This is a genomic window from Xanthomonas sp. NCPPB 2933, from assembly GCF_056725225.1.
Genome location: NZ_CM161518.1, coordinates 2,668,633 through 2,686,983 on the forward strand (window position 1 = coordinate 2,668,633; position 18,351 = coordinate 2,686,983).

The window sequence follows — 18,351 nt, forward strand, 5'->3', positions numbered from 1 at the left end:
CACCACCGGTGACAACGGCCGCCGATCTGCTGCAGGCACTGCGCGCGCGCATGCCGAGCAAGCTCATTCTGGATCGGCGCACTGGCCTGCCTTACGGATGGGCAACCTGGATGCGCAACCGCGACAGCGTGATTGCGCCGTTCGACCGCGGCCAGGTGACCGATGTGCTGCTGGCGCGGCCAGCGTTACCGCACGGCTTACAGACTGCTGCGCTGCTGTCTCCATTTCAGGCCTTTCGCAGCCTGTGGTGGCAACACTGGGAACCGCGCCGGAAAGACGAACGCCCGCTGCACTGGCTGGCGCTGCTCGGCAGTTTTCTGATCCACCTCGGTTTCATCGCCCTGTTGATCTGGGTGGTCAGCGTGCGCTGGGCGCCAGATGAAACCAAACAAGGTGACGAATCGCGCGTGCGCATGAGCTTCATCGGCGAAGGTGCGGCGGAGCAGGGCGGTGGTGAAGGGGAACCTGCTGCTGCGCAGGCGGCGTCGGGTGAAGCGTCTACAGCGTCGCAAGCAAATGCGGCGAGTGGTAATCCGACTGCTTCGGCAACGCCGACGTCGCCGCAAGCGACAGATTCAGTGGATCGCTCCAGTGCTGACGAACCGCAGCAGGTCGCGCCCGAACCCGTGGCTGCCTTCAGCGAGCCAACGACGCCGGATGTGCCGCAGGTGAGGGTGCAGGTGTCGCCGGTGACGATCGAATCGCCGCTGCAAGTGACCGAAACGCCAGTAGCCACCAACGACTTCGTAGTGCCGCCACCGCCCACGATCACCGTGGCTCCGCGCCCGATCGAGGCTGCAGCGCCTCAGATACAGGTGCGTCAGCGTGAGATTCAGACGGTAACCGAACAGCCGCAGTTGCGCGAATTGCAACGTCCTGCCACCAACGTTGCGGTGCGATCTGCCGATGCGCCAACGGTTCGAGAGCGCGAAATCGTCGTGCCGGATCGACCTCAGGTCGTTGCGCCAGTCGTGCGCAATCGCGAGCTCACGCCGACGGTTCGCATGCCGGAAATAGCGGTTCGAACGGCGGAGTTGCCGAGCGTGCCGGATCCGGCGCCGCAGCTTCAGCCGGCACCTGCGGCGCCTGCCCAATCGACCCCGACCATTCCGTCGCCGACAGCATCGGCCGCTAGCGCTGCGGCGCAGCCGACGCCTTCCACTGCGCCGTCCACACAATCGCAAGCGACCCAATCGCGATCCGAACAATCCACCAGCGCGGCAGCGGCATCTTCATCCAGCAAACCTGCAACCAATAGCAACGCCGGCCCGCAGCCGGCAGACCGCAACGGTGGCTGGGATGTGGCAACCAAAGCCGACGACTGGAGCAAATCCGACCGCAACCGTGACGGGAAAACGACCGGCGCCAATGGCCAACGCGACGGCATGTTCAACGCCGATGGCAGCGTCCGCGTAGCCGCCGGAACCGGCGATACAGGCAACGGCGCGGGCGAACGCGGGCCGCCAGGCAGCGACACCGACACCTGGACCCGCGACCAGATCGCCCAGGGCGGCACCTGGCTCAAACGTCCGCCGTACGGCTACACGCCGACCTCGCTGGACAAGTACTGGATGCCGAACCAGTCGCTGCTGCAGGAATGGGTGCGCCGCGGCCTGAAGAAGATCGAGATCCCGATCCCGGGAACGACCACCAAGATCAGCTGCGTGGTGTCGCTGCTGCAGTTCGGCGGCGGCTGCGGCCTAAGCGACCCGAATCTCAACGACCAACCAGCGACCGCAAGACCGCCGCCGGATGTGCCGTTCAAGCGGGAGTTGCAGGAGGATAGGGGAGCAGTGGGCCGTAGCGGGAACTGAATTTTGTTACCAATCGCTGCGTTGTCTGACAAAGTTGCGAGGGAACTCAGCGATGCACACTCGTGACTAGTGGTGGCCGGGAGTTTTTGAAGTGGCTTGCTGTCCTCTTCATGACAGGTGACCACGCATCGAAAATCTTGCACGTTGGCTACGTCCCAGTCGTCACAGAACTGGGCAGGATCGCCTTTCCACTCTTCGCCCTCATCCTGGCGTACAACCTTGCGCAACCCAGAACCGACATCGAGAAGTCGGTAAAACGCCTGTTTTTTTGGGGTATTGTCGCCGCACCCATCGCTGCCATAGCGTTTCAGGACGTGCTGCCGCTCAACGTTCTCTTGTCGTTTTCGCTGGCTGCAACCTGCATTTTGGCAATCGAGCGTCGTCAGTGGGTATTCCTGGCAATTTGCAGCGTGCCGGCCCCGTTTTTCGTGGACTATCAATGGAGCGGCCTGGCAGTGGTTTTAGGCGCGTGGACGTTCTGGCGGAACCCACGTCAATGGGGGCTACAACCAGGTGTCGCCGCGCTGTTGTTGCTTGTGTTGCCAGCACTGTCCTTGTGCGTCGTCAACCACAACTTCTGGGCGCTGCTCGCTCTACCACTAATCGCAGTAGGGCGAATGCCGTTACCAGTTCCGCGCACGCACAGGATGTTCTATTTCTACTATGTGACCCATCTGGCGTTCTGGGCGGGAATTTCTTACGTAGCGATCTGAATTTTACATAATATACAGACTATGCGCGGTCGGGACGTGCAAGTTGTTGATATTAATCGGGTTTGTGCGACTCGTCGCCGGCATCATGCCGATGGCCAGAACCATCGCCCCGACCACCGCAGTGACCGGGGTCAGCCTGTCCAATATCGATTGCCATAGCGCTTTCTCTGCCGCCGAGCCTGCGCGCTCTGTGTGAATTCTCGCCAGCCAACTCGCGCCGTCTAGCTTTGCCAGTTCACAAAGCTGCGCAATCCGCTTATCTGGGATTTGCGCCGACCCGCTGCGCCACATGCTCACGGCTGCTCTTGTCACCCCAATTTTTTGGCTAAGAACGTTGTCTGACGGGAGAGAGCGGCATTCTCTCACTTTGTCAAGTAGTTCATTTGTCGCCAGCATGTTCAGCTCTTTGTTGACAGGGTGTTAACCAAAGAATATACATGCACCCGTGTTCACTAATCGATGAACACCGCGACCCCCGGCTCCCCTCCGGGGTCTGCGTCAAGGGGCAGGGGAGGGGGCAATATCGTGACGCATCACTTTATTCTGACCGGCTTGCTGGTGCTGATCGCCTGCGCATACCTGCGCGGCGTCATCGGCTATTTCCGCTACGTTCGCCAGCGCCGTTTCGACCTGGTCGATGCCAATTACCGCGCCGCGGTCCTCATCGCCAGCTCTAAGCACCAGCTGCGCATTGCAAACCTCAAGCGTTCTGTTCGCTCTGCTGCCCAGCGCGATGTTGCCCATGCTTGACCTCTTCCTTTTCGCTTTCTATCTCGCCGTATTGGTCGGTGCTGCGGTCTGCCTGTTCGCTTTCTTCGGGCAGGGTGCCTTCATCGTCTTCGCTGTGTGTGTGGTTCTTGCACCGTTTTTCATTTCCTCTGCTCGCAAGGGTGGCCGATGAGTGCCGGCACATGCTCATTCTGCGGCGAAACCACTGCCTACTTTTTTCCAGGCGGTTTGTGTGTTGCATGCACCTCGAAAAACGCACGTATCCGGATGCAGGAACAGCCGACTCAATCGCGTGAGCTGTCCGCGTTCGATGCATCTGTGGGCGTCATGCAGGCTGCTACGCGCCGCACTGAAATTGCCGCAGAGAAGATCCAAAAGAACAAGCGCGTAGTCGGTACAAGCGTGCGTGAGTTCGACGCTGCCCATCCGGTCGCATTGACCGCAGAGGGCCAGCGCGCAGCGCTGGCCCTTGGGCTTGTCCATTACAAAACAACTCAAACGGGCGGTAAGCCAACCGGCACCGTCACCATCGAAATAGATCCCCTTCAAGCGAAGGCGCAACGGCTGCGCAAGTCCGTTATCACCGGAGCGCGTTTGCATGACCAGGAAGCACGGAAAGGTTCGCGACAAGGTGCGTGGTACATGCTCACGCTCACCTACGACGATGGAAGCAACGCAAGCCCTGGCGACGTTAGCGGCCTACTTGCATGCTTCCGCAGCCACCTCAATCGAATTGCAAATCGACGGAGCCGGTTTAAAGGTCAAAGCCTTCGTTACCTATGGGTCGGGGAGCTTACCCAGCGTCTCCGCGTCCACTACCACCTCTTGATCTGGGTGCAAAAGGGCATCTGGTTCGGCAAGCCTGATCAGAAGGGATGGTGGAAACATGGCCTCACCAAAATGGAGAAAGCCCGCAACTGCGTCGGCTATCTCGCCAAGTACGCAAGCAAGTTCACTGCCCTTACAGCTGGAGCTTTTCCCAAGGGATTCCGCACACACGGTGTCGGTGGACTCAACACAGAATCCAAGCGCGAATTGCGCTGGTGGAAAGCCCCGAAAGACGCGCGTGAAGCTCTCGGCGGGGAAGCGGATATCCGCAAAGCAAAGGGCGGTTGGTTCGACAGGCTTACCGGAGAGTTCTGGCCGTCTCCGTGGAAAGTCACATTCATCTTCGGCCGGACATTCGCCTGGAAGGTAGTCCCACTATGAAAGTTCAGATCATGAGTTCCGCTGTCGCCATCCGTTCGTTTCCGGCTCGCGATGGCAAGCCTGCAACGCACTTCCGCGAGCAGACCGCCGCCGTGTTGCGTGAGGGCGATTTCCCGCTGCCGTTCACCATCAGTCTTGACGAAGATCAAGCGCCATACGTCGAAGGTTTTTACGTCATCGATCCCAAATCGATGCAGAACAACAAATATGGCGGCTTGGAGTTTGGCCGTCGCATTCGGCTCGTTGCCGATCAGACCGCCAAGCTTGTCCAGCCGGCGGCGCGGGTCGCCTAAAACATGGCCCGCGTCCTCACATGCGTCACCTTCGATGAAGGCTCGGGCCAATGCACGCAAGAGGTCTGGTTGGATCAATCCGACTGGACGCATTACCTACCCACCGTTGACCAGGCCAACGAGGTCGGCGCGGCGTTTTTCACCTCAGTGATGATCGTCGCCGTCGCAAAACGCCTGCTATTCCCACCTGAAGAGAGAGAGCTGAAATGAACCGTAAGAACCGTGAATCCCTGATCTTTCGCGCCAAGGCGCTTGCTTCGTCCGCCAAGGCTCGCGCCATTGGTGTTGTCGGCACCGTCTCGATGTTGCCGTCGCTGGCCTTCGCCCAGGATGCAACGTTCGATCCCAGCACCATCACCACCAAGATCGTGACCTATGCCGGCTATGCGGTGGTCATCATCCTTGCGATGGCTGCTGCGGTCTGGGGCATGCGCGCTGCCGGCATCATCAAGAAGTAAGGCGCGGATCTGCTGATCTGCTTGAACAACAGGGGAGGGCGACCTCCCCTTTTTTTATAGGGGAAATGCAATGGAAGGTCTGGTCATGTTGGCCTGGTGGGTGATCCTCACCTCTGTCGCTGCGAGGATGTGATGCGGACACTCTTTATGGCTGTTCTGACTATGGTGCTTGTGCTGATCGCGCAAGCTCCCTTGTCTTCTCCTGCCTACGCGCAGATGGTGGGCTGTGGAACCAATGCCTTGCCCGGTAATGAGGGCATTCCTCAATACTGCGATCAGGGCATTGCGTTTTCGGGCTGCATGGCTGCGCAAGATGAGGCGGCAGCACAGTTGGAAGCAAGGTACCCAGGCAGCACTGCTGAGAAATGGGGTTGTCCTGTAGACGGAGCAAACCACTATCGCTGCTACGTCAGGATCGCCGGCGTGACCGAAAGCAATTGCAGCGCAAGAAACTGGATGTATAGGAGTGGAGAGACCTGCGCCAGTCGTAACGCAAATAAGCTTGCTGATGCAGCGCCTTGGTACATGCAACCTCCTAAGTGCATCGGTGGATGTGCTGTGCAGGGGACGAGTTTCAGTGTGCAGTCCGGTGGAGTCAACATGTTTGGCATGAAGGACCGTACGTATAACGGCGACGTGTGTAGGCCTGCGAAGCCCAGCCAAGACATTACGCAACCCACTGCCGAAAAAGAGGATGCGGTGAAGCAAAAAGCGCCTGAGTGCACTGCACTTGGTAGCAATCAAACTGCCTGTGTCAAGCCTAATGGCGATACGTGTGCCACGTCATCGACTGGCAAAACCTTTTGCTGGGAACCTAATGAGACCGGCAAGAAGACTGATGCTACGGATGGTCAGGTGAAGTCGCCGAAGGGCGAAGCTGTGACGCCGCCTGATGTCAACATTTCAGATAAAGAGTGGCAGCGTAAAGAGGGCCACCAGCAGACCGCATGCATCAACGATAGGTGCATCACGTACAACGTGACCAACTTCGAAAGCGTTCCGGGCGGTACTGCGAAAAACTCGACCGGTGACAACAACGCCGATGGCAGCGGTAATACCTCTGGAAACGGTAAGCCTGGCACTGGTAGCAGTGATGACGGCAAAGATGGTGATAAAGACTCTGCCGCTGATAGTGGGAATTGCACGGTCGCTCCCATGTGCACAGGCGATACGCTCAAGTGCCTGCATTTGAAATTCACATGGAAAACGCAGTGCAACACGACACAGAACGAAATAACCAAGGGCAGCACATGCGATGCCGGCGATGTTCCTGTTTGTACTGGTAACAGCTGTAAGGCTGAGCAGTACGCCCAACTCTTGCAGCAATGGCGTACTCGCTGCAATGGCGAAGCGCTGCAGAAAGGTGTCGAGGGTCTCGCCGGCACTGGTGATGGAGATGATGGCAAAGGTTCCATCCTGCTCGAAGAGAAGGGCGATGGTCCAAAGCTCAATGAGGGCCTCGTCGCGTATGGCGGTGGCTCCGGTGGGCTTGGCTACGACTTCGAAATCGAAGGCCAGAAATTCCAGATGCCTCAGCAGGTTCTAGATTTTCTACCTGTGTTGCGCATGCTCATCATCGCAGCCGCAACGCTTGTCGCGATATCCATCATCAGGGGGTCCTAATGAGTCTGTTCACAGAAGGTCTTGGCGTCTGGCTATCTAAGCTTGTCATTGACAAGGCAGCGCGCTGGGTCACTAAGACCTTTATCGGTCTTGGCATCGGTTTCGGCAGCTACGCGCTAATCCTGCAACCTCTGCTTGATTGGGCGATGGTCAAGTGGCAGACCATGCCCGGCAATATTGCAGGTTGGCTCCATGCCATCGGCATCGACGTTGCCGTTTCGATCATCCTCAGTGCCTACGGTTTCAAGGGCACTGAGCGCTTATTTCTTGGCAAGCGGGATGTTGTATGAGCATCTATAAAACAGCTGCCATGTCGCTTATCACTGGCATTCTCGGCAGTGGCAAGACCTTGCGTAGCGTCAACCTGATGAACGATGCGATCAAAGAAGGCGAGAAGGTTTACCAGTCCGGGTTCAAGGGCCTTGCTGTTCCTGGCGTCATTGATTGGGAAGATCCGCGCAAGTGGCAGGAGCTTCCTGCTGGCTCCATCCTCTTTGTCGATGAGGCGCAGAAGTGGTTCGGTGAGAGGCGGGCAGGGTACGCACCCGATTACCTCAAAGCGATGAACACGATGCGAGGCGAGGAGGGCGTGCGCATGGTGCTGCTCACGCAGCACCCGAAGTACCTCGACAGTCACATCAAGGATCTGGTGGGGTGCCATGAGCACTTGTTGCGCGAGTCCGGCAAGCTCTCCTCAAAGCTGTTTCGCAGCGATGAAATCATGGAGGATCCGCGTAGCCCGCGTGGTCGTTCCAAGGCCGATAGCGAGACCTTCAAATTCCCTATCGAAACCGCAGGCAAGATGTACGTGTCTGCTAATAGCGATCACACGATCAAGTATCGAATGCCGGCACTGGTCAAGAAGGCGATTCTGATCGGCGGTACTGGTGCACTGTTGCTTGGTGGTGCGTGGTTCTTCCTGTTCAAGCGTGCCTATAGCGACATTGACGTGGCAAAGCAGCAGGGTGGCTCCGCCGGGCTCGCGGCGACTACGTCGACGCGCACCGGCGGTGCTACCCCTGCTGCGACCTCTGCGCCTGGTCGCCCTAGCATGCAGACAGGAAGTGACTACGTCGCCGCCATCACGCCACAGGTCCAGGACGTGCCTTGGTCAGCCCCGGCGTACATGGCCAGGCCGATTGTTTCCGATCCTCACGTATATTGCATGAGCAGCGCGAACAGCTGCCGGTGTGTTACCGAGCAGAACACCCGTGTGCCAATGCGCGATGACGTCTGCAGGGAGATTTCTCGCAATGGCGAGCCTTACAACCCGTTCAAGGCTCCTGAGCGCTCTTCTGCGCGCCCTCTTGCCGAAGCCCACCAGAGCCAGTCGAAAGGCCAGCAAGACCGACAGGCGGCCGCACAGGTCGTTCCGGGGACAGTTCTGCCTAAGGCATCCAGGGCGCAGGGCACCTTTCCAGAATCGCCTGGTTACCAGGCGCAGAGCTACACAAAAGCAACGACTCTTGAAATGTAATTCCGTGACTGATCACGAAACAGTTTCATGGGCCGTCGCAGCTCATCGCCTGTCCGTTTCGCGTCAACGATTCGAACCCATGCTCTGTTTGAATTATCAGTCGCCCCCCCTCGCATCTGACATTGTCGGGGCGACTCATGAAATCCTTTGACACTGAGATTTCCAGTGCTAGCCGGCGCGCTTCGTTCATTGTCTTATCTTCTGTTACGTAACTTGGCTCAATCTGAGCTTCAGGGCAGGCTTGCTTATCGTTTCTCTCTTGCGTCAGTGCGTTCTTGTTGGCCACCAGGCCGAACGTGGTACCGACCAGCGCCAGCCCTGCTATGAACGTCGAGATCTGCCAGCCTGCCTTATCCATGCCCCCCCCCCCCGTAGAATTTTGGTGATTGTAGGGGTGTAGGGGCAGGGCCCCTACGGATAACGCCTCACCCGCGCCTTGGACAAGTCGGCCTGCAGCATCTTGGCCCACACCCGCACCCACGGCGAACCCCGCATCAGCCACTCACTGAAGACCGCTGTTCGCGCCTTTGCCGCAGCACGTCCCGCAGGTAGATTACGTCGCAGATCTGCGAATCACTTTTTGAAACCTTTGCGCCGCAAGGGTTTCCAGCTTTCTTGAGCTCGAGGCCTCGCGCTGCGCGTTCCTCGGTCATCATTGTCGACCACTCGCGTGCGATCGTGCACGTCAGCCCCAGATAGCTCAGCTGTCCAGGCTCCATGCCTCGACCTTCGGGCGTGACTAGGTAGCCGTTCTGAAACGAAAAACCGGCCCAGTGGCCGGTCAGTGTTCGATTACGCATGTGCCGAACTCCATTCGGCGTGCCATCGTCGCCGCCGCTGCGTGAGCGCAGCAGCAAACGAACCCAACCTGCGACCCAAGCGCCTTGACATAATATACATTATGCGAAATAGGATCTGGTGGATCTGGCTCTGGATCAAATCTTGCCTGCTGTCAGTTTTTTAAATTCGTGTCCTTTTTCCTCGGATCGTGCCCCTCATTGATTTGTAAGGACTTTTTCTCTCCCACGGGACACGATCCTAAGGTAAGGCTGGGTGCTCTCCGCGTAGTCAGCACGACACCATGCCTTGCTTGGCATCAGGGAGCCGCTTTGCCGCGACTTCGCTTAGACCGCACAGGTTCTGGATGCTTGGGCTGACTCCGTCCAACATGTTGCTGCCAGGCTGCTTCGAGTGCTGCCGGCAGATCGTTCAATTTGGCCAGTTGTGCCTCAAGTGCATCGGCGCGTGCCTGTTGGATCGTGAGGTCTTGGCGGAGCTCGGAAACATTGCCTTGTGCGCGATCTAGCGCTTCCTCAAGTTGGCGCTCAGTCAGCGCTGCTTCTCGCCGGCTCGTAGCTAGCTGCTGCTTGGCCTGCTTGGACTCCTGACGCGCACGGTCGATCTCAGCATGTGCCCGGTCTTCAGTGGTGCGCACGTGTTGGCTCAAATTGTCGCGCTCGGCACGCGCCACATCCTGCAATTCCTGGAGCTGGATCCGCAACATTTCACTGGCGCCTTCTGCACCGGTGGCACGCAAAGCTAAGGCGTCGCGCTGCTGGCCAAGTTCGGCCAGTTGACGCTGAAGCTGCTCGACAAGACGATCCAGCTCCGAGGTCCTTGCAGCAGCGAGCTGTTCCGCTTGCTGAGCCTCGTGTGTCAAGCTTTTCAGCCGGGCAAATTCGGTCTGCATGGTATGCCGATCTCGCTCTAAGGTTTCTCGGGCGTCTAGGAGGGATGCACGATCAGCAGCCAATGCCTCATCAGCGTGCACTCGGGCGTGGTCCAGCGCCAACGTCCACCACTGCCCTGCCAAGGACGCGACTGCTTCAGGCACGTTGGCCGTGGTGATCCGGACTTGACGGTCCGTTGCCAAACGAGAACCCAAACCCTGCCACCAAGTCTCCAGCCAGCGCACAACTGTGTTCGGTGACCCTGTACCCAGGTGGGCGCGGATGCGCTCGACCGTTGGTCGTTCGCCATCTGCAACAAGTGCATCGGCAGCGCCGTGCACGTCGGACTCGGTGATGCCTCTGGCCATTGCAACTGTCTCCCGTACTGGCGCCCTGCTCCGCAGTTGACGTACTCACGATAAGTGATGATTATCGTGGCTACGCACGCTTATTCGTAGCGCACATTACATACTATGAATGATAATTCCACTAGTGCAGTCCTCGTCCAGACCGTCCACCAGCTGGTGCTACCCGAACAGTTGGCGCAACAGGCGGCGGACGCGGTGCGCGAGTTGCTGGCCGAAGCAGCGGCCGAGAACACCACCCGCAGCTACACCAGTGCCCTGCGCTACTGGGCCGGCTGGCATGCCGCGCGCTACGGCCTCGAGCTCGCACTACCGGTGCCCGAAGCCACCGTGCTGCAGTTTGTGGTCGACCACGTGCAGCGCCGTTCGACTGACGGTGAGCTGGCGTGGGAACTGCCGCCGTTGGTTGACCAGGCCTTGGTGGCGGCCGGCCTGAAGGCCAAGCTTGGGCCCTGGACCTTGGCTACCGTGCGGCATCGAGTCGCCGTGCTGTCTACCGCACACAGGCTCAAACAGGCGACCAATCCCTGCGAACAGCCAGCGATCCGCACCGTGCTCAGCCGCGCCGCCCGAGCCGCAGTCAAACGCGGGGAGCGGCCGCGCAAGAAGACCGCGATCACCCTGCCCGAGCTGGAAGCCCTACTGGCCACCTGCGACGACAGCCTGGAAGGAATACGGGATCGCGCCCTGCTCTGCTTCGGGTTTGCCAGCGGAGGGCGCCGGCGCAGTGAGATCGCCGCCGCCGACCTGCGCGACCTGCGCCGGATCGGCGAGGCGGGTTACATCTACCGCCTGGAGCACAGCAAGACTCAGCAGGCCGGCGTCACCGCGAGTTCGACCCCGGACAAGCCGGTGCTCGATCGGGCCGCCCTCGCGCTGCAGGACTGGCTGGACGCAGCCGGGATCACCGAAGGGGCGATTTTCCGACGGCTGTGGAAGCAGCGCGTCGGCCCTGCCCTGTCTCCGGCCGCGGTAGGCGAGATCGTACAGCGGCGGGCGCGACTGGCCGGACTGGAGGGAGATTTTGGCGGGCACAGTCTCAGGTCAGGGTTCGTGACCGAGGCCAGCCGTCAGGGCGTTGCGCTGCCGGCGATCATGCAACTGACCGAGCACCGGTCGGTGTCGAGCGTCGTGGGGTATTTCCAGGCGGGCGGGGCCACAGGCAACCCAGCTGCTCGCTTGCTGGAGACTTGACTGTCGCCGTTGAAACGGCTGTCGCATAGGCTGAGCCCAGTTCCGCTGAACCCCTGCGTGCGGGCCTGAAATCGCTTCCAACTAATTCCGGCCTTGAACTGGAAAGCCGCGCCCCCCAAAGTGGTCACGGGAGAACAATTAAAGGGAGTTGATCGTGAGCGCAGAATGGGAAGCGTGCTTTGGCAGGTGGGCTCAGTCACCTAGCAAGACTGAAACCGACAAGATTGAACACTCAATTACGGCCATCAAAAAGGCGCTCGCCGCAAGGCCAGCGTTGGCGACAGTAACTCGCGCATTCGTGCAAGGCTCATATCGGAATCGCGTAAACGTTCGTCAGGATAGCGATGTAGATATCGCAGTTATCTATACGGGCGGCACATTCTTCGCGGACTACCCTGAAGGGACTACACGAGAGACATTTGGAAATCTACCCGGCACCTACACCTACGCTCAATTCAAGAAAGACATTGGCGACGCCCTCGTGGGTTATTTTGGCCCCTTGCACGTAACACGTGGAGACAAGGCATTCGACGTGCACGAGACCACATATCGCGTCGATGCGGACGTTGTTCCTGTCTTTGAGCACCGTAGGTACCAGAACGCCGGAACGTACTTGAGTGGCACCCGGCTTTACAGCGACAAGGGCGTAAAGATCATAAATTGGCCAGATCAACATTACGCAAACGGAAACGAGAAGAATAACAGTACTCAGCGGGCCTATCGCAAGATCGCCCGAATCGTAAAGAAGTTGAGGAACGTCATGGACGACGAAGGTGTTCCCGAAGCAAAACCACTTAAGGGGTTTAATGTTGAGTGTCTTATCTGGAATGTGCCGGATGCGCTTTTCATGCACGATACGCTATTTCAGGACGTTACTGCCGCACTGAACTATCTGTCGACTCAGCTTTCAAGCATGGGCGCTTGTGGCGAATGGGGCGAAGTAAGCGATCTCAAGTACTTGCTCAAGGGTAATGAAACGAAGCGGCAACAGCTCAAGGCATTCATTGATCGTGGACGCACGCGAATTGGGATTGCATGATGTTCACTCGACCGCAGGTCACTGCAGCATTGCTCATAGCCGCAGCTGCATGGGCAGGAGTTCTTTTTCTTCAGGGAACGAAGCTAACATGGGAGCACGCAGCTCCGTTCACGACCGTTGTATCGGCACTGGTCTTGGTCGCATACGCGATGGAACACTGGTTATGGAAGCTTAGATTCCTCCAGGGAGTGTTGTTCGATCGTCCGGACATCCGGGGGACTTGGAAAGTTACTATTCAGTCAAGCTGGGTGAACCCTGAGACAAACCAAGGCGTCCCGCCCATATCGGCTTTTGCCGCGGTGACGCAAACTGCGTCGAAGCTGGAGATCCACCTGCTCACTCCCGAATCCGAGTCTTGCCTATTGGCTCACTCGATCAAGCCCAGCACCTGTGCATCGCGCTTTGAAATCGCAATTGCTTATGCGAATACGCCTAGCGTGTCATTGCGCGGAGTCCGCAGCGAAAGACATGTCGGGGCGGCGGTAATAGCCACTCATGGCGCTAGAAAATACATGCCATGCGCTCTAGAAGCTGATTACTGGACAGACCGTAAGACTGTGGGGCACATGGAATTCACGGAGCGAACCGACGAAGTGTTCTCGCGATTTGTGGATGCGAAAGCCCACTTCGACGCAAAGGCTAAATCATGATCATTTCCGTCGATATCGAGTCGTTCGACCGTCAACTGCCTTTCCTCATCTCGGATTCAAACTCGATGCAAAGAGGGATGGTCATCGACGCACCAGGAGGCGCAAAGCTTCATTTCAAGGGTACGCTAGTTCGCAAAGCTGTAGGCATTCCCGAGATCAGCCAGTACATCTTGCAGCTCGCTGTAGATATCGACGTTGGGCTCTTCTCCGCATGGCTCTACGATAAGCTTAGGTCGCGCAGTGTTGAGCGAGTACTCATCAATCGAGTTGAGATTTTAGAGATTACTGAGAATAAGATCCGACGTGTTATTTCCGAACAGATTGAAGAAAGGCGTTGACTCACCCGCTCCATGCGGGCCGCGTCCACGGGCCATGGATCGCCCAAGGGCAGCAGGGCTTGCAAGCCCTGCCGGCGTCGACGCCCGCCAGTGATCATCATGTCTGCACCATGCACGGTGGCATGCGACCCACAAACATGCCGAACACGTAATGGCCTACGCCCGCCCCTCCGAACTTCGACGAAGTGCGGGAAGTGCAGTGGCCTTGCCGACCCTATTTCGCAACTAAAGCGGCGTTTGAAGTGCTTAGGAGATGGCCAGTCAAACAAAGGAAGGCCGGCCAGCGCCATTTCTTGGGCCGCAAGGTGCCCTCTCTGGGGCCGAGTGCTATGTGCACTCATCTCCAGGGTCTAAGCGCGCTCGCTGGATGACGTCATTACACGTGTAAAGGCAATGTCGCATCGTCGCTTCGACTTTTTCAAAGAATGCATCGTCGAGCACTAGCTCTTGATGGCCGCCACTGTAGTACTGCAGGAGAAAACCTCCATTGAGCTCATGCAGAACCTTTCCGTGCGCGAATGCATTGCGCCAAGCGATAATATTGCTGAGTGCCGCCTTGACCGCCTGGATTTTTGCAGCATCTAGCGCTTTGGTCTGCTCAAGAATCCTGGTGAACACCCGGCGTTTGAAGGCAAAGGAGAAATCTGAGGTCCCCATGATCTCTTTAGTGAAGAACTCTCGCTCGAGATCGCCTGAGGTAGGCGTGCGAAAGAGAAGAGTGCCAACTGCCTCAATCATTCTGTCCTCGAGGAGCACGACCGCAGTAATCAGCTCCGAGCGGTTCTTTTCAATCGTCGCGAGCGCTTGCTCAAATCCGCTCTCTGAGGAAGAGGACTTCGGCTGCTCTCCGTCGAAGTAGAGCCGGACACCAAGTTCTTTGGGAATGTATAGCTCTCTCATGATCCTCCCGCTTGTGATCCTGGCAGCTCAAACGAATCCCGAGGCAAACAAACCGCCCACACCTCATGCCTTTCCTGTAATGAGGAATGATTGTGTCGAATCATTCCGCGCAGGTATGCAAGTCGCAAGTGGCCCTCGATCAGCTGAGTATCATGCATTGGCTCCCCCGCAGGGTGATACATGCCAGATGCTTGAGGTGCCACGATGATGGGCGCAGGTGATGTCCCATAGTCAAGCATTGACTTGGCGAGCCAGGTTGCGCTCCTGCTCGCACATCGAAACAGCTCGTCGCCCCAGTAGTCCAACGTCTGCATCCAGTCCTTGATATGGCCAATCCCCATGACCTCTGAATTAGTTAGCTCAACTAGATGGAACTCAAAGCGTGATAGGTCGCGATCTAGCCAATGTCGACCAAAATCTTGCCAGTGGCGGTAGACCCAGTTCTCCACAACGTCACGAGGGAAATTACCTAGCTCCAGTGGCCAGCGAGCGAAGTACTCCTCAAAGGACTCAATGCCAGAGCCCCCATATCCGTTGACCTCTGGGACGATCATCTCTACTCCAATCTTCGATACATCGTCAGGAAGCGTACTACTCGATGACCGATTTTGCTCAGGAACGCGCATTAGCCCTACCCTCGATAAATCGATCTAATCCTAAAATTGGATAGCAGCCCCTGCCCTACACGCTGCGCAAAGGTCCGCTCTCGGCCAATAGCGGCCCTTGGCTTGCTCTGAGTATGCGCCAACAGTCGACTTCCGGATGGTCCTTGCGCATCGCCGCGGAATGGCCATCATCACAATGATGATTGACTTCGCCGGCTCCGGCCGGGCTGTTCGGCGCTGCCAGGCCAAGGCAGCAATGTGATATTTTCGAAGTCCGTACCGCGTTTCCCACGGTCTGTCCGCCGCAACTTGGCGGCAGCTCCTTCCTCCTGAGTGGCTTGCACATGCAACCTATTAGCCGCGCACGCTTCGAGGCCCTGGCTGCCTACTGCCGCATCGGGCCGGCGATGCATCTGGTAGACGAGCACGCCTGGTACGAATCGGGCGATGGCCGGCTGCTCGGCTTGGTGCTGCGTGAGCTCGTCGATGGCGAGTACCAGGGCGCCTTTCTCGCACGCGATTTGGTCGAGCGCTTTCGCTGGATTCACGGGACGAAATTCTTCGATAACCCCGAGGCTGCTGCAGCCGCGATGCTCGAGCAGGCGCCGGGGCTGCTGGCGCGCCTGGACGAAGAGCGATGTCAGGGCGACGAACCGCGCCGCGCCGTGGACTTCTTCGCCCCGCGCGTGCCCGAGGTGCGCGCTGACCCGAGCTTCGTGAGTCTGCGAGACCTCGAAGGCTACAGCCCGGCGCGCGATCTCATCAGCGCGATGATGCGCTGGCACGATGACATCGATGGCAACTACGTCGAGCAGTTCCAGTCCGCCGCCTTCGATGCTCGGCTGATGGAACTGTACGTGTTCGCGCTGTTGGTCGAGAACGGCTTTGCCGTTCGCCATGAGGGCGCCGCGCCGGATTACCTAGCCAATGACGGCAACGGCGAACTCGCCATCGAGGTGACCACGGTCAATCCCACGCTGGATGCGCAAGGGCAGCGCGTGCCGCCTCCGCCGGTCGATACAGACGAGGAGATCGCGGCGTACCTTAAGCAGTGGATGCCGATCAAGTTCGGCGGTCCGCTCACGGCGAAACTGCGCAAGCGCTATTGGACCTTGCCGCACGTCGCTGGTAAGCCCCTGCTTTTGCGATCCAGGACTTCCACGCACCGCAGTCGATGGTCCGTGCCCGCTCGGGCTTGGGCATCTACCTCTATGGCTACGACCACGGCTGGCACTACGACGCAGAAGGTCGCCTGGTTATTGAACCGCGCCGCGTCACCGAGCACCGATGGGGCGAGAAGGTCATTCCGACCGGCTTCTTCGACCAACCCGAGGCTGAGAATGTTAGCGCCGTGCTATTCAACAACAGCGCGACCTTGTCCAAGTTCAACCGCATGGGCTTCGTCGCTGGCTTCGGATCGCGTCGCGTGCAGATGATCCGAAAAGGCTTCGCCTTGAGCCCGGATCCCAATGCCGCCGCGCCAACTCCGTTCGCGCGCCAGGTCGACGAGGACTATTGGGAAACGTGGTCGGAAGGTTTGGATATCTTCCACAACCCGCGCGCCCTTTATCCGCTCGATCCCCGCCACTTTCCCACGGCGGTACACCACACTTTGCAGCCCGACGGGCAGGTCAGCACGCTGCGGCTGACCGATGAGTTCCATCCGCTAGCGTCGATCACCCACATTCTGCTCCCGGACGACACGGCGCACTGAGGGCTTCAGTTTTCCCAAGAAAAGCACATAGCTTAGTTGACCGAGAATCCTTACGGAGTCGCATAATGCGCGTGCTGCGGAGGCATCCCGCGCGATGCGCCACTCTGCTTGTCACGCGCAGGAGCCTTGACCTAGGCAAGGACCAAGCGGAATGTCCGCTTCGGGTCGGAGGCCGCCCTAACCTACCCCCGATAGACATCCCTAATCCCCTGCCCGTCAATGTCCGCTCGCGGCCAAAAGCGGGCGGCCGTCAGGTGGGAGTGATGCGGTTCAGGCGAATCACCTCGATAGTGCCGCCGCTAGCCTCCTAGTTTTGACTCGCACACACTTCCTTGGTCGCCTCAACGCACACATCAGCGACTTTCTCGAGAAGTGAGGGCTTGGATGAACCATACAATGCTTTAACCGGATCCAACTTTGCTTTCACCGCAGGAACCCACCAGCGTGTTTCATACGTTAGCCGTCCCATTACCCACAAAATCCGCACTCGAAATCTCTGCACAGGGTCTAGTGCTTTGTGAAAATCCTTTGGAAGCCGAACGCCATCTGCCAAGGTTTCTTCGATCGGCCGCTGTCTCTCATGGATCAGCGCATCCAGCCTTTCTTTCAGGACTGCGACATCCCACCTGTGTGAGATATCGTTGCGAAGCTTCCTAAGGTGATTTAGCTCCTCGAGAACGTCCTCACTAAGCCAGGAGAACGCGTACGCGACCTGAATCCGTTGAGCTAACGCCGAGAGAGGGCCAAGACCAGAGAGCATCTCACCACGTCCGCCTGGAACGGATAGTGGTATCTCCCTTTGATACATGGCCTTCAACAGATCGTCCGCATATGCGCATGCAATCACTGGAACAAACCGCTCTTGTTCTGACACGATCAACTTACACAACGCCGTAAAGTCCACGAGCGGGAAATCAACCTGATCAGCCTCCTCGGCGAACTTTCGCGCTCGATGTTGTTCGAAGGCTTTGCTGTAGTTCCTAAAGACCTGCAGACCAGCCTTCTCTGCCTCGAGCATTCGGAGCTTCTCGATATCAGGGTCTAGGAATTGAGGCATTAGTGCTGAGTCCAGAATTCGTTGGGCGGCGCGACGTGGGTTCCGGATGGCTCGACTGTCAGACGTGCTACCCGGCTCTACAGACTAACTGAACTCATCTCAGCACCGTTTGATTCGCCGATCAAGTATCGGCCTTCGGCCAATAGCTGACATTCGGCTATCACCAAGGCGACCTACGGGAAAAGGCAAAAACTGGCTGGAACCACACCGGCTGCTTCTGAGCCGCAAATCGTGCTGAATGGACATTCGTTCAGGCTGGCCCTTTCGAGGCCGCCGATCATTCTCGAGGAAATAGCATAGGCAGCACCACCGGCGGCGCCGATGCCGACGTCACCGTCAATCGGTTCAAGAAGTTCTTCGGCGACGTGAAAGGCAAACGCTTTTTCTTCACGAACGGACTGGATAACGCGGCGCTAAAGCATCTCGAGACGATTCAGGTGCTCCGCACCTAGAAGAAATCGCGCAGATGGCGACCCAACAGCCTCTCCGCCGGATCGCGCGAG

The 18,351-nt window shown here is 58.2% G+C and carries 23 protein-coding genes; 17 read left to right on the plus strand and 6 right to left on the minus strand.

The annotated features are described in order from the left end of the window. Positions 1–8 precede the first annotated feature (8 nt). Together AC1PLU_RS10970 and AC1PLU_RS10975 are read left to right on the plus strand one after the other, a co-directional pair. Positions 9–1,814 carry a transmembrane repetitive protein gene (locus AC1PLU_RS10970; protein WP_481108505.1) on the plus strand — a complete coding sequence of 602 codons (1,806 nt, stop codon included), beginning with the start codon at positions 9–11 and terminating at the stop codon, positions 1,812–1,814. Positions 1,815–1,876: 62 nt separating this feature from the next. Beyond that, the gene (locus AC1PLU_RS10975; protein WP_481108421.1) at positions 1,877–2,527 is read left to right on the plus strand and encodes a TraX family protein; all 651 of its coding nucleotides are present in this window, start codon (positions 1,877–1,879) and stop codon (positions 2,525–2,527) included. A 3-nt stretch (positions 2,528–2,530) separates the two neighbouring features. Here AC1PLU_RS10975 and AC1PLU_RS10980 read toward each other — a convergent pair whose 3' ends face one another. Next, positions 2,531–2,929, minus strand: a complete 399-nt coding sequence (locus tag AC1PLU_RS10980; RefSeq protein ID WP_481108506.1) for a DUF3693 domain-containing protein — start codon at positions 2,927–2,929, stop codon at positions 2,531–2,533. Positions 2,930–3,052: 123 nt separating this feature from the next. On the opposite strand from AC1PLU_RS10980, the gene AC1PLU_RS10985 reads away from it, so the two are divergent. From AC1PLU_RS10985 to AC1PLU_RS11025, 9 genes are all read left to right on the plus strand, one after another. Beyond that, a complete protein-coding gene (locus AC1PLU_RS10985) occupies positions 3,053–3,277 on the plus strand; it encodes a hypothetical protein (RefSeq protein WP_481108422.1) in 225 nt (74 codons plus the stop codon). Beyond that, positions 3,270–3,428: a hypothetical protein gene (locus AC1PLU_RS10990; RefSeq protein ID WP_481108423.1), complete on the plus strand. Its 159-nt coding sequence runs from the start codon at positions 3,270–3,272 to the stop codon at positions 3,426–3,428. Before AC1PLU_RS10985 ends, AC1PLU_RS10990 begins: the two co-directional genes overlap by 8 nt. A 95-nt stretch (positions 3,429–3,523) precedes the next feature. Further along, entirely contained in the window at positions 3,524–4,465 is a 942-nt protein-coding gene (locus AC1PLU_RS10995) for a rolling circle replication-associated protein (RefSeq protein WP_481108507.1), read from the plus strand. Beyond that, positions 4,462–4,758, plus strand: a complete 297-nt coding sequence (locus AC1PLU_RS11000; RefSeq protein ID WP_481108424.1) for a single-stranded DNA-binding protein — start codon at positions 4,462–4,464, stop codon at positions 4,756–4,758. The genes AC1PLU_RS10995 and AC1PLU_RS11000 overlap by 4 nt, the downstream gene beginning before the upstream one ends. A 3-nt stretch (positions 4,759–4,761) precedes the next feature. Next, positions 4,762–4,968, plus strand: coding sequence for a hypothetical protein (locus AC1PLU_RS11005; protein WP_046932246.1), 207 nt, complete (start codon positions 4,762–4,764; stop codon positions 4,966–4,968). Next, the gene (locus AC1PLU_RS11010; RefSeq protein ID WP_481108425.1) at positions 4,965–5,216 is read left to right on the plus strand and encodes a hypothetical protein; all 252 of its coding nucleotides are present in this window, start codon (positions 4,965–4,967) and stop codon (positions 5,214–5,216) included. Before AC1PLU_RS11005 ends, AC1PLU_RS11010 begins: the two co-directional genes overlap by 4 nt. A 147-nt stretch (positions 5,217–5,363) precedes the next feature. Continuing rightward, complete coding sequence (locus AC1PLU_RS11015; RefSeq protein WP_481108426.1) at positions 5,364–6,839, plus strand: A coat protein; 1,476 nt, start codon at positions 5,364–5,366, stop codon at positions 6,837–6,839. Further along, entirely contained in the window at positions 6,839–7,129 is a 291-nt protein-coding gene (locus tag AC1PLU_RS11020; RefSeq protein WP_481108427.1) for a DUF2523 family protein, read from the plus strand. Before AC1PLU_RS11015 ends, AC1PLU_RS11020 begins: the two co-directional genes overlap by 1 nt. Then, on the plus strand, positions 7,126–8,316 hold the full coding sequence (locus tag AC1PLU_RS11025; RefSeq protein WP_481108428.1) for a zonular occludens toxin domain-containing protein: 1,191 nt from the start codon (positions 7,126–7,128) through the stop codon (positions 8,314–8,316). The genes AC1PLU_RS11020 and AC1PLU_RS11025 overlap by 4 nt, the downstream gene beginning before the upstream one ends. A gap of 25 nt (positions 8,317–8,341) precedes the next feature. Here AC1PLU_RS11025 and AC1PLU_RS11030 read toward each other — a convergent pair whose 3' ends face one another. The 3 genes from AC1PLU_RS11030 to AC1PLU_RS11040 form a co-directional block, all read right to left on the minus strand. Next, a complete protein-coding gene (locus AC1PLU_RS11030) occupies positions 8,342–8,674 on the minus strand; it encodes a hypothetical protein (protein WP_481108429.1) in 333 nt (110 codons plus the stop codon). A 136-nt stretch (positions 8,675–8,810) separates the two neighbouring features. Continuing rightward, the gene (locus AC1PLU_RS11035; RefSeq protein ID WP_481108430.1) at positions 8,811–9,116 is read right to left on the minus strand and encodes a DUF3653 domain-containing protein; all 306 of its coding nucleotides are present in this window, start codon (positions 9,114–9,116) and stop codon (positions 8,811–8,813) included. A gap of 296 nt (positions 9,117–9,412) precedes the next feature. Further along, on the minus strand, positions 9,413–10,354 hold the full coding sequence (locus AC1PLU_RS11040; RefSeq protein WP_039815236.1) for a DNA-binding protein: 942 nt from the start codon (positions 10,352–10,354) through the stop codon (positions 9,413–9,415). A 105-nt stretch (positions 10,355–10,459) separates the two neighbouring features. Between AC1PLU_RS11040 and AC1PLU_RS11045 the strand changes: the two genes are divergently transcribed. The 4 genes from AC1PLU_RS11045 (at position 10,460) to AC1PLU_RS11060 (ending at position 13,572) form a co-directional block, all read left to right on the plus strand. Beyond that, positions 10,460–11,545 carry a site-specific integrase gene (locus tag AC1PLU_RS11045; protein ID WP_104552424.1) on the plus strand — a complete coding sequence of 362 codons (1,086 nt, stop codon included), beginning with the start codon at positions 10,460–10,462 and terminating at the stop codon, positions 11,543–11,545. Positions 11,546–11,699: 154 nt separating this feature from the next. Then, positions 11,700–12,584 carry a nucleotidyltransferase domain-containing protein gene (locus AC1PLU_RS11050; protein ID WP_024939968.1) on the plus strand — a complete coding sequence of 295 codons (885 nt, stop codon included), beginning with the start codon at positions 11,700–11,702 and terminating at the stop codon, positions 12,582–12,584. 149 nt (positions 12,585–12,733) lie between these two features. Beyond that, positions 12,734–13,234 carry a Cap15 family cyclic dinucleotide receptor domain-containing protein gene (locus tag AC1PLU_RS11055; protein ID WP_481108508.1) on the plus strand — a complete coding sequence of 167 codons (501 nt, stop codon included), beginning with the start codon at positions 12,734–12,736 and terminating at the stop codon, positions 13,232–13,234. Beyond that, on the plus strand, positions 13,231–13,572 hold the full coding sequence (locus tag AC1PLU_RS11060) for a hypothetical protein (protein ID WP_024939967.1): 342 nt from the start codon (positions 13,231–13,233) through the stop codon (positions 13,570–13,572). The genes AC1PLU_RS11055 and AC1PLU_RS11060 overlap by 4 nt, the downstream gene beginning before the upstream one ends. Before the next feature lie 327 nt (positions 13,573–13,899). Here the strand turns inward: AC1PLU_RS11060 and AC1PLU_RS11065 are convergent, their stop codons facing one another. Further along, positions 13,900–14,472 carry a hypothetical protein gene (locus AC1PLU_RS11065; protein ID WP_024939966.1) on the minus strand — a complete coding sequence of 191 codons (573 nt, stop codon included), beginning with the start codon at positions 14,470–14,472 and terminating at the stop codon, positions 13,900–13,902. 949 nt (positions 14,473–15,421) lie between these two features. Between AC1PLU_RS11065 and AC1PLU_RS11070 the strand changes: the two genes are divergently transcribed. Both AC1PLU_RS11070 and AC1PLU_RS11075 read left to right on the plus strand, forming a co-directional pair. Beyond that, positions 15,422–16,513: a hypothetical protein gene (locus AC1PLU_RS11070; RefSeq protein WP_481108431.1), complete on the plus strand. Its 1,092-nt coding sequence runs from the start codon at positions 15,422–15,424 to the stop codon at positions 16,511–16,513. Continuing rightward, positions 16,453–16,791, plus strand: coding sequence for a hypothetical protein (locus AC1PLU_RS11075; RefSeq protein WP_481108432.1), 339 nt, complete (start codon positions 16,453–16,455; stop codon positions 16,789–16,791). Before AC1PLU_RS11070 ends, AC1PLU_RS11075 begins: the two co-directional genes overlap by 61 nt. Before the next feature lie 307 nt (positions 16,792–17,098). Here the strand turns inward: AC1PLU_RS11075 and AC1PLU_RS11080 are convergent, their stop codons facing one another. Next, positions 17,099–17,848, minus strand: coding sequence for a hypothetical protein (locus AC1PLU_RS11080; protein WP_481108433.1), 750 nt, complete (start codon positions 17,846–17,848; stop codon positions 17,099–17,101). Between the last annotated feature and the right edge of the window lie 503 nt (positions 17,849–18,351).

What these genes read in the sequence shown, in the direction of transcription:
- AC1PLU_RS11015 (WP_481108426.1), top strand. Translation starts at nt 5,364, where the DNA reads ATGGCTGTTCTGACTATGGTGCTTGTGCTGATCGCGCAAGCTCCCTTG.
- AC1PLU_RS11025 (WP_481108428.1), top strand. Translation starts at nt 7,126, where the DNA reads ATGAGCATCTATAAAACAGCTGCCATGTCGCTTATCACTGGCATTCTC.
- AC1PLU_RS11055 (WP_481108508.1), top strand. Translation starts at nt 12,734, where the DNA reads ATGGAACACTGGTTATGGAAGCTTAGATTCCTCCAGGGAGTGTTGTTC.
- AC1PLU_RS11065 (WP_024939966.1), bottom strand. Translation starts at nt 14,472, where the DNA reads ATGAGAGAGCTATACATTCCCAAAGAACTTGGTGTCCGGCTCTACTTC.
- AC1PLU_RS11060 (WP_024939967.1), top strand. Translation starts at nt 13,231, where the DNA reads ATGATCATTTCCGTCGATATCGAGTCGTTCGACCGTCAACTGCCTTTC.
- AC1PLU_RS11000 (WP_481108424.1), top strand. Translation starts at nt 4,462, where the DNA reads ATGAAAGTTCAGATCATGAGTTCCGCTGTCGCCATCCGTTCGTTTCCG.
- AC1PLU_RS10990 (WP_481108423.1), top strand. Translation starts at nt 3,270, where the DNA reads ATGCTTGACCTCTTCCTTTTCGCTTTCTATCTCGCCGTATTGGTCGGT.
- AC1PLU_RS11045 (WP_104552424.1), top strand. Translation starts at nt 10,460, where the DNA reads ATGAATGATAATTCCACTAGTGCAGTCCTCGTCCAGACCGTCCACCAG.
- AC1PLU_RS11035 (WP_481108430.1), bottom strand. Translation starts at nt 9,116, where the DNA reads ATGCGTAATCGAACACTGACCGGCCACTGGGCCGGTTTTTCGTTTCAG.
- AC1PLU_RS11040 (WP_039815236.1), bottom strand. Translation starts at nt 10,354, where the DNA reads ATGGCCAGAGGCATCACCGAGTCCGACGTGCACGGCGCTGCCGATGCA.
- AC1PLU_RS11070 (WP_481108431.1), top strand. Translation starts at nt 15,422, where the DNA reads ATGCAACCTATTAGCCGCGCACGCTTCGAGGCCCTGGCTGCCTACTGC.
- AC1PLU_RS11030 (WP_481108429.1), bottom strand. Translation starts at nt 8,674, where the DNA reads ATGGATAAGGCAGGCTGGCAGATCTCGACGTTCATAGCAGGGCTGGCG.
- AC1PLU_RS11005 (WP_046932246.1), top strand. Translation starts at nt 4,762, where the DNA reads ATGGCCCGCGTCCTCACATGCGTCACCTTCGATGAAGGCTCGGGCCAA.
- AC1PLU_RS10995 (WP_481108507.1), top strand. Translation starts at nt 3,524, where the DNA reads ATGCAGGAACAGCCGACTCAATCGCGTGAGCTGTCCGCGTTCGATGCA.
- AC1PLU_RS11080 (WP_481108433.1), bottom strand. Translation starts at nt 17,848, where the DNA reads ATGCCTCAATTCCTAGACCCTGATATCGAGAAGCTCCGAATGCTCGAG.
- AC1PLU_RS11010 (WP_481108425.1), top strand. Translation starts at nt 4,965, where the DNA reads ATGAACCGTAAGAACCGTGAATCCCTGATCTTTCGCGCCAAGGCGCTT.
- AC1PLU_RS11020 (WP_481108427.1), top strand. Translation starts at nt 6,839, where the DNA reads ATGAGTCTGTTCACAGAAGGTCTTGGCGTCTGGCTATCTAAGCTTGTC.